Origin of the sequence: Pseudomonas sp., from assembly GCF_050739995.1 — a bacterium.
GTDB lineage: Bacteria > Pseudomonadota > Gammaproteobacteria > Pseudomonadales > Pseudomonadaceae > Aquipseudomonas.
Map to the genome: position 1 here is coordinate 1 of NZ_JBOICG010000665.1, position 12,103 is coordinate 12,103.

At 57.4% G+C, this 12,103-nt stretch carries 12 protein-coding genes; 7 read left to right on the forward strand and 5 right to left on the reverse strand.

The window, feature by feature from the left end:
* Positions 1 to 831, forward strand: an 831-nt coding sequence (locus ACRESD_RS22465; RefSeq protein ID WP_431752914.1) for an FAD-dependent oxidoreductase, incomplete at its 5' end; no start/stop codon positions are given.
* Here the strand turns inward: ACRESD_RS22465 and ACRESD_RS22470 are convergent.
* A complete protein-coding gene (locus tag ACRESD_RS22470; RefSeq protein ID WP_431752915.1) occupies positions 832 to 1,839 on the reverse strand; it encodes a DNA-binding protein in 1,008 nt (335 codons plus the stop codon). It lies immediately after the preceding gene.
* A 169-nt stretch (positions 1,840 to 2,008) separates the two neighbouring features.
* Here ACRESD_RS22470 and ACRESD_RS22475 point away from each other — a divergent pair, with 169 nt between their 5' ends.
* The 3 genes from ACRESD_RS22475 (at position 2,009) to ahpF (ending at position 5,338) form a co-directional block, all read left to right on the forward strand.
* The gene (locus tag ACRESD_RS22475; protein WP_431752916.1) at positions 2,009 to 2,941 is read left to right on the forward strand and encodes a site-specific integrase; all 933 of its coding nucleotides are present in this window, start codon (positions 2,009 to 2,011) and stop codon (positions 2,939 to 2,941) included.
* Between the two features lie 145 nt (positions 2,942 to 3,086).
* Positions 3,087 to 3,650, forward strand: coding sequence for an alkyl hydroperoxide reductase subunit C (ahpC, locus tag ACRESD_RS22480; RefSeq protein ID WP_010210361.1), 564 nt, complete (start codon positions 3,087 to 3,089; stop codon positions 3,648 to 3,650).
* 122 nt (positions 3,651 to 3,772) lie between these two features.
* Entirely contained in the window at positions 3,773 to 5,338 is a 1,566-nt protein-coding gene (gene ahpF, locus ACRESD_RS22485) for an alkyl hydroperoxide reductase subunit F (RefSeq protein WP_431752917.1), read from the forward strand.
* A 50-nt stretch (positions 5,339 to 5,388) separates the two neighbouring features.
* Here the strand turns inward: ahpF and gloA are convergent, their stop codons facing one another.
* Positions 5,389 to 5,910 (reverse strand): lactoylglutathione lyase, encoded by a 522-nt coding sequence (gloA, locus tag ACRESD_RS22490; protein WP_017135498.1) that lies wholly within the window; start codon positions 5,908 to 5,910, stop codon positions 5,389 to 5,391.
* 209 nt (positions 5,911 to 6,119) lie between these two features.
* Here gloA and ACRESD_RS22495 point away from each other — a divergent pair, with 209 nt between their 5' ends.
* On the forward strand, positions 6,120 to 6,656 hold the full coding sequence (locus ACRESD_RS22495; RefSeq protein WP_431752923.1) for a DUF4946 domain-containing protein: 537 nt from the start codon (positions 6,120 to 6,122) through the stop codon (positions 6,654 to 6,656).
* Positions 6,657 to 6,767: 111 nt separating this feature from the next.
* On the opposite strand, the gene ACRESD_RS22500 is transcribed toward ACRESD_RS22495, so the two are convergent.
* From ACRESD_RS22500 to ACRESD_RS22510, 3 genes are all read right to left on the reverse strand, one after another.
* A complete protein-coding gene (locus tag ACRESD_RS22500; protein ID WP_431752918.1) occupies positions 6,768 to 7,133 on the reverse strand; it encodes a histone-like nucleoid-structuring protein, MvaT/MvaU family in 366 nt (121 codons plus the stop codon).
* Between the two features lie 196 nt (positions 7,134 to 7,329).
* Positions 7,330 to 8,871, reverse strand: a complete 1,542-nt coding sequence (locus ACRESD_RS22505; RefSeq protein WP_431752919.1) for an EAL domain-containing protein — start codon at positions 8,869 to 8,871, stop codon at positions 7,330 to 7,332.
* Positions 8,872 to 8,969: 98 nt separating this feature from the next.
* Positions 8,970 to 9,836, reverse strand: a complete 867-nt coding sequence (locus ACRESD_RS22510; protein ID WP_431752920.1) for a LysR family transcriptional regulator — start codon at positions 9,834 to 9,836, stop codon at positions 8,970 to 8,972.
* Positions 9,837 to 9,915: 79 nt separating this feature from the next.
* On the opposite strand from ACRESD_RS22510, the gene ACRESD_RS22515 reads away from it, so the two are divergent.
* On the forward strand, positions 9,916 to 10,812 hold the full coding sequence (locus tag ACRESD_RS22515; RefSeq protein WP_431752921.1) for a DMT family transporter: 897 nt from the start codon (positions 9,916 to 9,918) through the stop codon (positions 10,810 to 10,812).
* Between the two features lie 255 nt (positions 10,813 to 11,067).
* Positions 11,068 to 12,103 (forward strand): 4-hydroxyphenylpyruvate dioxygenase (gene hppD, locus ACRESD_RS22520; protein WP_431752922.1); only part of this gene is annotated, 1,036 nt, incomplete at its 3' end.

The following is a 12,103-nucleotide window of genomic DNA, read 5'->3' on the forward strand; positions in this document are numbered from 1 at the left end:
ATCGCCGTCGAGTTCGCGGGCATTTTCCATGGATTGGGCGCGCAAACCTCGCTGTTGTATCGCGGTGATCTATTCCTGCGCGGTTTTGACGGCGCGGTGCGCAAGCATCTGCAAGAAGAGCTGACGAAGCGCGGCCTGGACCTGCAATTCAACGCCGATATCGAGCGCATCGATAAGCAAGCCGATGGAAGCCTCAAGGCCACTCTGAAAGATGGTCGCGTAGTGGAGGCCGATTGTGTGTTCTACGCCACGGGTCGTCGTCCGATGCTGGACAACCTGGGCCTGGAAAATACTGGTGTCACGTTGGACAAGCGTGGTTTCGTTGAGGTGGATGACCTGTACCAAACCAGTGAACCTTCAATCTTGGCGATCGGCGATGTGATTGGTCGTGTGCAATTGACGCCGGTTGCCTTGGCCGAAGGCATGGCCGTAGCGCGCCGCCTGTTCAAGCCGGAGCAGTACCGCCCGGTGGATTACGCGATGATCCCGACGGCGGTGTTCAGCCTGCCGAACATCGGCACCGTCGGCCTGACCGAAGAAGAGGCGAAGAAGAACGGCCACAAGGTGCAGATCTTCGAAAGCCGCTTCCGTCCGATGAAGTTGACGCTGACTGACTGCCAGGAGAAAACCCTGATGAAGCTGGTAGTCGATGCCGACACCGACAAAGTCCTGGGTTGCCACATGGTCGGCCCGGACGCTGGCGAGATTGTCCAGGGCCTGGCGATCGCGCTCAAGGCGGGCGCGACCAAGCGGCATTTCGACGAGACTATCGGCGTGCACCCTACGGCGGCGGAAGAGTTCGTCACCATGCGCACGCCTGTGGCTGGGTGATCAGGCGTCGGGCGTTGCCTCTGGCTCCGTTACAGCGACGGCTGCCAGGTGCAATGCCTCGATGCTGGCCTGGGCCTTGATCAGGTCCAGCTCCAAGGTTTTGTTAGCCTGTTGGTATTCGTCGAGTACTTGTTGGCGTGACTGACTCTCAAGCAGCGCAACCCGCAAACGCTCCTGGAGCAGGGTGTGCTCGCTCTCAATCAGGTTGATCTGTTCGCTCAGCTTGAGCAGTTGGGCCTGTTCCTTGCGGTTTTGCTCGTGCTGAGCGGCCAACTCTTTCGACGTGACGCGATGCTCGATCAGCAGTCGCTCATTGTCGCGATGCAGTTGGGTGATTTCATCCTGTCGCACCAGGGCGCTTTGCTGGGCTTGACGCAGTTCCGCCTGGAGCTGTTGCAGTTGACCTTCGTGGCGTCGTTGCTCCTGCTCTCGCTGCTCCTTGACCGCGTTGCGATAGTGCTCAAGCGCATCGCGGGCGTGCAGGTGCTTGTCCTCCAGTGAGCGGATCTGCTCGTCCTTGTCGTTGATCCTCAACTCGTAGTCACTGCACGCCTGGCTGAGCCCCGCATTGCGAGTTTGCTCGGTCTGCAGGCTGGTGTTGGCGGTTTGCAGGGCCGCACTTTCTTCGGCCAGGGCAGTGCCCTGGATAGCGAATTGTTGCTTGAGTTGACTGTGCTCTTCTTCAAGCGTTTGTACTTGGGCGAGCAGGGCGGCTTTCTGTTGCTCGAATTGCGCCAGGGCCAGGTCGATAGGCTCTTGGGCCTTTTCTTTAAGGCGCTGGGCCAGGCGTGCGACCAGTTCGCCAAGCTCGTCATCCAGGGGCGCCTCGGTAATCGTCAGGCGGTTCTCGCTCTCATCCAGTTCTTTCAAATATCGATGAATCGTGGTTTTCGAGCCGGTGTTACCCATCTCGATACGCACTGCGTCAATGCTCGGGTTTTCGCCGCGGGCCAGGATGGCCAGGCGTGCCGTTTGAACTACTGCTTTGTTGATGCCGCCGCGAGCCATGGGGTCTCCATCGATTTGATAATGTGGTACATGGTATGTATATACATACTCTAACATGAATAAAAATCCGTTGAAATTCATGAATTAACAGATGGGATATTGGCGTATTATCCCGTGTCAAAGCCGTTTTGATCCCTGGAACGGCCACAGCAGTACGAATAGGGCCTTCATGAGCGATCTGGACCGTTATCTCAACGCCGCTACTCGCGATAACACGCGACGCAGTTATCGCGCCGCCATCGAGCACTTCGAAGTCACTTGGGGTGGATTCCTGCCAGCCACCAGCGATAGCGTGGCCCGCTACCTGGTGGCCTATGCCGGCGTGCTGGCGGTCAACACCTTGAAACTGCGCCTCTCGGCGTTGGCGCAGTGGCATACCAGCCAGGGGTTTGCGGACCCAACGAAAGCGCCGGTGGTGCGCAAGGTGCTCAAAGGCATTCGCGCCGTGCATCCCGCACAGGAAAAGCAGGCTGAGCCGCTGCAACTCATACACCTTGAACAGGTGATTGCTTCCCTCGACGCCGAAGCGAAGGACGCCAGCAATACCCAGGACATACCCCGCTTGCTGCGCGCCAAACGCGACACAGCCCTGATCCTGCTGGGGTTCTGGCGGGGGTTTCGCAGTGATGAATTGTGCCGCCTGGAAATCCAGCATGTGCGAGCGGTGCCGGGGGCTGGCATCACCCTGTATCTGCCGCGCAGCAAGAGCGACCGGGATAACCTTGGCAAGACCTATCAGACGCCAGCGCTGCTGCGCTTGTGTCCGGTACAGGCATACAACGAATGGCTCCGCGTGTCAGCCTTGGTGCGTGGCCCGGTGTTTCGTGGCATTGATCGTTGGGGCAATCTGGGGGAGGAGGGGTTGCACCCTAACAGTGTGATCCCGTTGCTGCGCCAGGCCCTGGAGCGTGCGGGTATTGCAGCTGACGCCTACACCAGCCACTCGTTGCGTCGGGGCTTCGCCACCTGGGCTCATCGCAGCGGCTGGGATTTGAAGTCATTGATGAGTTACGTCGGCTGGAGCGACATGAAATCTGCCATGCGCTATGTTGAGTCGACGCCCTTTCTCGGCATGACCTTGGCGACGTCGCCGGTGCTTTGAGATTTCTTCTATTAATACAGTCACCTGATAGAGAAAGCCAATCGTCAGCATCAGGTTTGCCAATGAGCCATCAGCCGAGAGAGTGGGTAGGATTCACTTCATCAACTTCTTAAGCCCTTCTACAAACCCTGACGGAGAGTCAACGATGCCTATCATCAACAGCCAAGTAAAACCGTTCAAAGCTACCGCATACAAAAACGGCAACTTCGTAGATGTGTCCGACGCCGACCTGAAAGGCAAGTGGTCCGTTGTGTTCTTCTACCCAGCCGACTTCACCTTCGTTTGCCCAACCGAGCTGGAAGACCTGGCTGACAACTATGCCGAGTTCCAGAAACTGGGCGTCGAGATCTACAGCGTGTCCACCGACACCCACTTTGCCCACGCTGCCTGGCACAACACTTCGCCAGCCATCGGCAAAATCCAGTACACCATGATCGGCGACCCAACCCTGACCATCTCCCGCAACTTCGACGTACTGATCGAAGAAGCTGGCCTGGCGGACCGCGGTACCTTCGTGATCAACCCAGAAGGTCAGATCAAGATCGTTGAACTGAACGACGGTGGTGTTGGCCGTGACGCTTCCGAGCTGCTGCGCAAAATCAAAGCCGCTCAGTACGTAGCTGCCCACCCGGGCGAAGTGTGCCCAGCCAAGTGGAAAGAAGGCGAGGCCACTCTGGCTCCGTCCCTGGACCTGGTCGGCAAGATCTAAGTCTATGAAGCATCAAGGGCGGATTACCGCACCTACTCAGTAAGCTGCACCGCCCTCAAAAACGCCCGGGCGAGATTCGCTCGGGCGTTTTTTTATACCCAGAATTAAAGGAAATCGCCCGTATGTTGGACGCCAATCTTAAAGCTCAGTTGAAGTCATACCTGGAACGGGTCACCCAGCCGATCGAGATCGTCGCCTCCCTCGACGACGGCGCGAAATCCCAGGAAATGCTTGCTCTTCTGCAGGACGTAACCAGCCTCACCACGCTGATTACCCTGAAAACCGATGGCAATGATGCGCGCAAGCCATCGTTCTCCATCAATCGCCCGGGTGCCGATATCAACCTGCGTTTCGCCGGTATCCCCATGGGCCATGAATTTACTTCGTTGGTGCTGGCCTTGCTGCAAGTCGGTGGCCACCCGTCGAAGGCCAGTGTCGAAGTGATTGAACAGATCCGTGCGTTGAAAGGTGAGTTCAGCTTCGAGACTTACTTCTCGCTGTCGTGCCAGAACTGCCCGGACGTGGTCCAGGCGCTGAACCTGATGGCCGTGCTCAACCCGAACATCCGCCACGTCGCCATCGACGGCGCTCTGTTCCAGGCCGAAGTCGATGAGCGCCAGATCATGGCGGTGCCAAGTGTCTACCTCAACGGTGTGAACTTCGGTCAGGGTCGCATGGGCCTGGAGGAAATTCTCGCCAAGCTCGACACCAGCGGCATCGAAAAAGCTGCCGAGAAAATCAGCGCCAAAGACGCGTTTGATGTACTCGTGGTCGGCGGTGGCCCAGCCGGTTCTTCGGCAGCGATTTACGCTGCGCGTAAAGGTATCCGCACCGGTGTGGCGGCTGAGCGTTTCGGCGGGCAAGTGTTGGACACCATGTCCATCGAGAACTTCATCTCTGTGCAGGAAACCGAAGGGCCGAAACTGGCCAGCGCATTGGAAGCCCACGTGCGTCAATACGACGTGGATATCATGAACCTGCAGCGTGCCAGCCGCTTGATCCCAGCGAAAAAGGCCGGTGAGTTGCACGAGGTTCACTTTGAAAGCGGTGCGACCCTCAAGTCCAAAACCGTGATCCTGGCAACCGGTGCCCGCTGGCGCGAAATGGGTGTGCCTGGTGAGCAGGAATACAAGGCCAAAGGCGTGTGCTTCTGCCCGCATTGCGATGGTCCATTGTTCAAAGGCAAGCGTGTGGCAGTCATCGGCGGCGGTAACTCCGGTGTTGAAGCGGCTATCGACCTGGCCGGTATCGTCAGCCATGTCACCTTGCTGGAGTTCGACAGCAAGCTGCGCGCCGACGCCGTATTGCAACGCAAGCTTTACAGCCTGCCGAATGTCGATGTAATCACCAGTGCGCTGACCAGCGAAGTCAAAGGTGATGGCCAGAAAGTCACCGGCCTGGCGTACAAGGATCGCGACAGCGGTGAGTTCAAGACCATCGACTTGGAAGGCATCTTTGTGCAGATCGGTTTGTTGCCCAACACCGATTGGCTCAAAGGCACTGTCGAACTGACACCTCGCGGCGAGATCATTGTCGATGCGCGTGGCGAGACTTCACTGCCAGGCGTATTCGCCGCCGGCGACGTGACCACTGTGCCGTACAAGCAGATTGTGATTGCGGTAGGCGAGGGGGCCAAGGCTTCGCTGAGCGCTTTCGATCATCTGATCCGTACTTCCGCTCCGGCGTAATACCGAGCCCGGAAATGAAAAACCCCATGAGCGATCATGGGGTTTTTTGTTTACAGCGGCGCTGGCTGGATGATCTCAACCCAGTACGCGTCCGGGTCTTTGATGAAGGCCAGGCTCTTCATGCGGCCGTCGCTCAGGCGCTTCTGGAAATCACAACCCAAGGCTTCAAAACGCTCGCAGGCCGCGACGATATCCGGCACTGAAATGCAGATATGACCAAAGCCGCGCGGGTCGGTGTTGCCGTTGTGGTAAGCGAAGTCAGCGTCGTTTTCGGTGCCGTGGTTGTGGGTCAGTTCCAGAATGCCGGGAATCGACTTCATCCACTGAGTACGCGCAGCGGCATCGGCCGGGATCTGGGCCTTATCCACCAGGGCCAGGAAATAAAGGCTGAATTCGGCTTCCGGGAAGTCGCGCTTTTCAACCAGAGAGAAGCCCAGGACACGGGTATAGAAATCCAGCGACTTGGTGATGTCTTTGACCCGCAGCATCGTGTGGTTGAACACGAAGTTCGAAGTGGCGGTGTCAGGCTGGGCGGTGACACCCGGAAAAGTGTTCAGATCGTGCAGGCTCATGGGCCCTCCAGAAAAAAATGGGGCAAACTCGACTCCCGTATGAGGTCAGAGGAGCCGGGCGGTTCCTTGGCTTGCGGCAAGCGTCCATGCAGCCGGGCCATGATACGCAAGCCATGCACGCTGCGCCAAATGAAAAAGCCTGCACGGGCCTTGCGACCTGCCAGGGTCAGGCTCAAACTTCAACGCTTGAATCCTGGGTGCTTCTTGCAATGATCGAATTTCGTAAACCGCTGTTGGGCTCTTTGTGTTTTCTGTTGGGCAGCTCATGGGTGCTGGCAGCTGATCCGGAAATTCATTGGCCCAGTGGTTGGCAGGTCGAGGAGGTCGTGCCCGACGGCGAAGCGCCCGCAAATCCCTTGGCCGTTACGCGGCAACGGGCGATCAAGAATGATGAAAATGGCTCGACCTTGATGGTGATGGAGTTGACCGCTACGCCGATAGAGGCCGGTCATAAAGTTAATCTTCAAGGCGTGCTGTTGGAAATGCGTAAATCGATCCAGAAGGATTTCGCTCGGGGTGGTTATCAAAGCGTGTGCAGCAAGATGCACTCGACTACACTGAGTCGTCTGGACGCGCTTGAAACTACTTGTGTGATTACCGAAAACGGGCGGCACGTACTGTCGCAAACTTTAGTCGGTGCTGTTGATACCGATAAGGCGTATGTTTTTTCATTCGCCGGTCAAGCCCAGGTGTACGAAGCAAGCAAGGATGAAGTCAATTCGGTGCGCGACAGCCTGAAACTTTAAGTGCTCCACGTGCTCGATTTTGAAGAAAATGAACTGTTAGTTAAGTTCGTTTCCGAACCGTTAAGCAAAAAAGCCCCGCAATAAGCGGGGCTTTTTGTTAGAACATTTTGATCATCCGCGAAGCCAGGAGTCGACAGTGGCAGCGCCGTACTGTTCTTTCCAGGCTTTAAGGCCGCGGTGGTTGCCGCCTTTGGTCTCGATCAGCTCGCCGGTGTGCGGGTTGTGGTAGACCTTCACCACACGTGCGCGACGCTGTTTAGGTGCTGCGGCAGCGGTTGCGCCGCCTTTGCCAAAATTCGGATCAAGGATGGCGATGATATCGCGCAGGCCTTTACCGTAAGTCTTCATCAGTCCTTGAAGCTTTTCTTCGAATTCGATTTCTTTCTTCAGGCCAGCATCATTCTTCAGGGATTCCAGCTGGGCAAGCTGCTCTTGAAGGGCTTTTTCTGCTGCGCGAAATTCGGCGAGTCTGGACAAAATCTGTACTCCAATAATGTATTTGGCTGATATCAACTGAAGACAACGCTATAAGCCAAGAGCGTTTAGGCGACTCAAGAAACAAGCCTTCCTGCGAGTTCAGCACAGGCAGGAAAAATTGTAGTAGTTAATCCATCTCGAGTAAATCATGTCTTTTGTCTAAGTAACATTCTTTCATTCGGGGCCAGATGGCTAATCAATGGCCGTGCATGGATTTAATGAACTCTTCACCGGGCAAAGGTTTTCCGAACAGGTAACCTTGCAAGAAGTCCACGCCTTGCGCGGCCAGGTACTCACATTGTTCAGGTGTCTCTACACCTTCGGCAACGATGCCCAAGTCCAGCTTGGCGGACAGCTCGATGATGCTGTCGAGAATATGCCGTGAGAGTGCATCCTTACCAATCATCGCTACAAAGCTTTGATCAATCTTCAGGTAGTCGACATTGAAGTTGCGCAGATAACCCAAACTGGAATGACCGGTGCCGAAGTCGTCAATGGCAATCATCACCCCCAGTTCATGCAGCGCATCGAACAACTGGCGCGTGGTGTCAGTGGGTTGGATCAGTTCACGCTCGGTCAACTCCAGTACGAGTGTTACCTGACCCGGAGGGAACGCGGCGAGGAACGTACGGCAGTCTTCAACCAGTGCCAAGTCTTCACAATGGCTGGCCGTGATATTCACCCCGATGTGAAAGCCTGGCGAGAAGCGGGCGGCATGGGGCGCGAGCTGTGCAGCGGTCTGGCGCATCAGAGCGCGGGTCATCGGCACAATCAGGCCGGAATGCTCGGCCAAAGGAATAAACAAGTCGGGCCGCACCAGCCCCTCTTTCGGGTGCTGCCAGCGCATCAGTACTTCACAACCGGCCCATTCAAGGCTGTCGCCGCGCACGACGGGCTGGAAATACGGAATGAACTCGTTTGCACCCAACGCCCGTTGCAGTTCATGGGTCGGGGCCGATGAGCGCTTTTGCAGCCAGTGCGCAAGGATGCCGGCCAGCGCGCCAAAAAACACCACCAGGCTGAACACGGCCGGGTAACGCTCGCGCATGTAGCGCAGGATCTCACCGTCCGGCATGCCGGCTTCCACGCTATAGAGGTACCGCTGGGACGCGAGGTGCTGAGGGGCTACGGCAAATGTAGGGGGTGGTGTGTTGTGAACGCTGCCATCGTCGGTCAGCCAGTTGGGGCCAACTTGTAGAACCAGCCCGGCATAGCGGCTGATCAGGCGCAAGGCATTGGTCAGGTGGTAGCCGTCGATGGATGCAAAGGCACCTTTATCGCCGTCTGTCAGGCGGTAGACCAACAAGGCCGTGTCAGGTGTTACCGGGTTGCCATTCATCAACCAGAGCCGACCTCCGACGTAATCCTCGGGGTTGACCGGTGACTGGTAATTGCCACCAAACAGCGAGCTGCAATAGATATTGCGCTGGAAAGACAAGGTGGTCGCCCGAACAAAGGGACGGCGTGTGACTTGTTCGCGCAAAGCCAGTTGAGCGCCGTTATCACAAGGCTGGCCGGCCAGTGGTAGCAGGGCCCTGGCGGCGAGGTCGGTATTGTCGAGCATCAGGTCGAATTGGCGCACGGCTTCCTGGGCCGTCTGCTCAGTGCTTTTTTGCAGGGTGCGTTCGGCTTGCCAATGAAGGATCACCACCCCCAGCAAAATGGGCAGCAGTGTGCTGAGGCCGCTGATCAAGTATCGAGTGGTTCGGCTTCGTGGACCTTTAGCGGTCAGGGGCATAGGGAGATGGCCGGTAACAGAGTAAATGAGGCATTCACTGCCGATGATAGATGGCAACTCAGGGGGCTGCTTGTCGGATCTGAATAAAACCCGTAGCGCTATACCGTGTTCGTGGCCCATTCGATAAACGCCAGTGTTGCCGGCGATGACTGACGTTGGTCCAACACGGCCAGGCCGATTGCCCTGGGGATGCGCGGGGCGAGCGGGCGCTTCACATAACGATCGTCGGTTGCCAAGGGGAGGGAAGCCTCTGCCACCACTGTCACGCCGTCGCCACGGCCCACGGTTTCCAAGGTGCTGATCAACTGCGAGCAACGAAAGCGCACGTTCGGGCTCAGCCTTGCGTTGCTGAACAGGCGTGATACCAGCTCTGACGAGCCAGCCTCGGTCAGGACAAAGGGGTCACAGCACAATTGCTTCAGGCTGACGGCTTCATATTCTGCGAGCGGATGTCCGGCAGGCAGTAACGCCACCATCTGATCTTCCATTAGCGCGAAGGTGTCAAAGCGTTCCAATGGCAGTACCACGAACCCGACGTCGATACGCCGGTCGTCCAGCCACTGGATCACTTGCCGGTCAGGGCCTTCGTGGATATGCACTTCAATGCCCGGGTGGGCCGCGCGGTAGCCTTTCAGGATCTTCGGCAGTAACCGCATCGAGGAGGTTGGCCCGAACGAGCCGATACGCAGGGTGCCAGTACGCATCCCACGGGCGTCGGCGGCCTCCTGGTGCAGGGTGTTGGCCAGCCCGAGCATGGCGCGAGCCCGTCCCAGCAGTTGTTGGCCAATATCACTCAACTCCACCTGGGCCTGATGACGGTGCAACAACTCGACCCCCAGTTCCTGCTCCAGGGAGCGGATCGCATGTGACACCGCCGACTGGCTGATGCCGAGACGGTGGGCCGCACTGGTAAAACCCTGGAGTTCAGCGACCAAGGAAAAAATCTCAAGCTGGGTAAGGGTCATGAGTATTTACTCATTTTACGATGACAGATCATTACCCAAAGAATACGCCTATCTGAGCATTTGATGAGCGTGCATACGTATGAAAGATCACCTGACTTACCTGAAACTCTCCGCTGTCACTGTCATCTGGGGCGGCACCTTTGTCGCGGGACGATACCTGGCGGCCGGTGTCGATCCGTTATTGGCCGCTAGCGTGCGCTTTCTGCTCGCAAGCCTGGCGCTACTGGGGTTTCTGGCCGTGGCGCGCATTCCCTTGGCGCGCCCCAGTCCCAGGCAGTTGCTGCACTTGGCTGCACTGGGGTTTTTCGGGATCTTTTTCTACAACCTCTGTTTCTTCTACGGTTTGCATTACATCAACGCTTCACGCGCCTCACTGATCGTCGCGTTGAACCCGGCGGTGATCGGTCTGGTGGCGTGGCTGTTGTTCAAAGAGCGCGTGAATGCGCCGGGTATCCTGCTGTGCCTGGGCGGTGCCGGGCTGGTGATCGTCAGCCGCAACCCGATGTTGCTGCAGGGCGGGGCGCATGCGTGGCAAGGAGACGTGCTGATCTTTGGTTGCGTGGTGGGGTGGGGCGTCTATTCATTGTTCTCTCGTAGCCTCAATAAGAGCCTGGGGCCATTGCAGACCGTTACCTGGTCGATCTTGCTGGGCACCCTGATGCTGACGGTGGCCAGTGTGCTGACAGGTGCGTTCACCGTGCGGGGGCTGGCAGCGATCCAGCCGGTGCAATGGCTGAGCCTGATTTACCTGGGTGTTTTGGGCTCGGCCTTGGCGTACATCGGCTACTACGACGGCATTCGCCGTATTGGCGCGGCGCGGTCCGGGGCCTTTATCGCGCTTAACCCGCTGACCGCTGTGATCAGCGGCGCGCTGCTGCTTGACGAACGATTGACACCAGCGATGTACGCAGGCGCCGCGTTGATTCTGCTGGGTATCTACCTGTGCAACAAACCCCTTGCAACCGTCCGGGCATAGGGATTTGATAAGGAATAGGACAAATCAGGTTACGCTGTGTAGAATCGATTTACGCATACAAGAATATGGACTTGCGCTCACGCAAGCCTCGGCCGTCAGAGACTGATGTAACCATGAAGCTACTCGGCTCCCCCCTCATTTTCGGTGACTTCCTCGCCCGCAGCGTGCGAGGTCTCTCCTGCGCGCCGCCGTTGCACCTCATCCTTGCTGGCAATTGAAATCCGCTCAACCACAAGAATGATGAGGCGCCAAATCATGGCAGATCTATACGAAAACCCAATGGGCCTGATGGGCTTTGAATTTATCGAGTTCGCGTCGCCCACCCCCGGCACCCTGGAACCGATCTTCGAGATCATGGGCTTCAGCAAAGTCGCGACCCACCGCTCCAAGAACGTACACCTGTACCGTCAGGGCGAGATCAACCTGATCCTCAACAACGAACCCGAAAGCCTTGCGTCCTACTTCGCGGCCGAACACGGCCCGTCTGTCTGTGGCATGGCATTCCGCGTCAAGGACTCGCAAAAAGCCTATAACCGTGCCTTGGAACTGGGTGCCCAGCCGATCCATATCGAAACCGGCCCGATGGAACTGAACCTGCCGGCCATCAAGGGGATCGGCGGGGCGCCGCTGTACCTGATCGATCGCTTCGGCGAAGGCAGCTCGATCTATGACATCGACTTCGTGTATCTGGAAGGCGTCGAGCGCAACCCGGTGGGCGCGGGCCTGAAAGTCATCGACCACCTGACCCACAACGTTTATCGCGGACGCATGGTCTACTGGGCCAACTTCTACGAGAAGCTGTTCAACTTCCGTGAAGCCCGCTATTTCGATATCAAGGGCGAATACACCGGCCTCACCTCCAAGGCCATGAGCGCCCCGGACGGCATGATCCGCATCCCGCTGAACGAAGAGTCGTCCAAGGGCGCCGGCCAGATCGAAGAGTTCCTGATGCAGTTCAACGGCGAAGGCATCCAGCACGTGGCGTTCCTCACCGAAGACTTGGTCAAGACCTGGGACGCGCTGAAGAAAATCGGCATGCGTTTCATGACCGCTCCGCCGGACACCTACTACGAAATGCTCGAAGGCCGCTTGCCGAATCACGGCGAGCCGGTGGATCAACTGCAGGCACGTGGCATTCTGCTGGACGGCTCGTCCATCGAAGGCGACAAGCGCCTGCTGCTGCAGATCTTCTCGGAAACCTTGATGGGCCCAGTGTTCTTCGAATTCATCCAGCGCAAGGGCGACGATGGATTTGGTGAGGGCAACTTCAAGGCACTGTTCGAGTCCATCG

Excerpts from the sequence above, each read along its gene's own strand:
- ACRESD_RS22470 (WP_431752915.1), bottom strand. The coding sequence starts at position 1,839 with ATGGCTCGCGGCGGCATCAACAAAGCAGTAGTTCAAACGGCACGCCTG.
- ACRESD_RS22475 (WP_431752916.1), top strand. The coding sequence starts at position 2,009 with ATGAGCGATCTGGACCGTTATCTCAACGCCGCTACTCGCGATAACACG.
- ahpC (WP_010210361.1), top strand. The coding sequence starts at position 3,087 with ATGCCTATCATCAACAGCCAAGTAAAACCGTTCAAAGCTACCGCATAC.
- ahpF (WP_431752917.1), top strand. The coding sequence starts at position 3,773 with ATGTTGGACGCCAATCTTAAAGCTCAGTTGAAGTCATACCTGGAACGG.
- gloA (WP_017135498.1), bottom strand. The coding sequence starts at position 5,910 with ATGAGCCTGCACGATCTGAACACTTTTCCGGGTGTCACCGCCCAGCCT.
- ACRESD_RS22495 (WP_431752923.1), top strand. The coding sequence starts at position 6,120 with ATGATCGAATTTCGTAAACCGCTGTTGGGCTCTTTGTGTTTTCTGTTG.
- ACRESD_RS22505 (WP_431752919.1), bottom strand. The coding sequence starts at position 8,871 with ATGCCCCTGACCGCTAAAGGTCCACGAAGCCGAACCACTCGATACTTG.
- ACRESD_RS22510 (WP_431752920.1), bottom strand. The coding sequence starts at position 9,836 with ATGACCCTTACCCAGCTTGAGATTTTTTCCTTGGTCGCTGAACTCCAG.
- ACRESD_RS22515 (WP_431752921.1), top strand. The coding sequence starts at position 9,916 with ATGAAAGATCACCTGACTTACCTGAAACTCTCCGCTGTCACTGTCATC.